This window comes from Clostridium sp. CMCC3677, from assembly GCF_023845585.1.
GTDB classification, from domain to species: domain Bacteria; phylum Bacillota; class Clostridia; order Clostridiales; family Clostridiaceae; genus Clostridium; species Clostridium aquiflavi.
In genome coordinates this window covers 1-277 of sequence record NZ_JAMQHS010000049.1, presented here as the reverse complement: position 1 = coordinate 277, position 277 = coordinate 1, and the positions used below count along the sequence as shown (strand labels likewise).

The following is a 277-nucleotide window of genomic DNA, read 5'->3' as shown; positions in this document are numbered from 1 at the left end:
CTGATGGTGTGCAAGCGCTACACAAAGTCAGTATGCAACATTATGATCTGCTTATTACTGACGTTAATATGCCGAATATGGATGGTTTTGAGTTGACTCGCAAACTCCGTGAGCAAAATTCTTCCTTACCCATCTGGGGGCTTACAGCCAACGCACAGGCTAACGAACGTGAAAAAGGGTTAAGTTGCGGCATGAACTTATGTTTGTTCAAACCGTTGACCCTGGATGTACTGAAAACACATTTAAGTCAGTTACACCAAGTTGCGCATATTGCACC

The 277-nt window shown here is 43.7% G+C and carries 1 protein-coding gene; it reads left to right on the top strand.

Features of this window, described 5'->3' with window-relative positions; genetic code table 11:
- Positions 1 to 32: 32 nt before the first annotated feature.
- A partial coding sequence (locus tag NG901_RS16690) for a response regulator (protein ID WP_353847568.1) occupies positions 33 to 277 on the top strand: 245 nt, incomplete at its 3' end.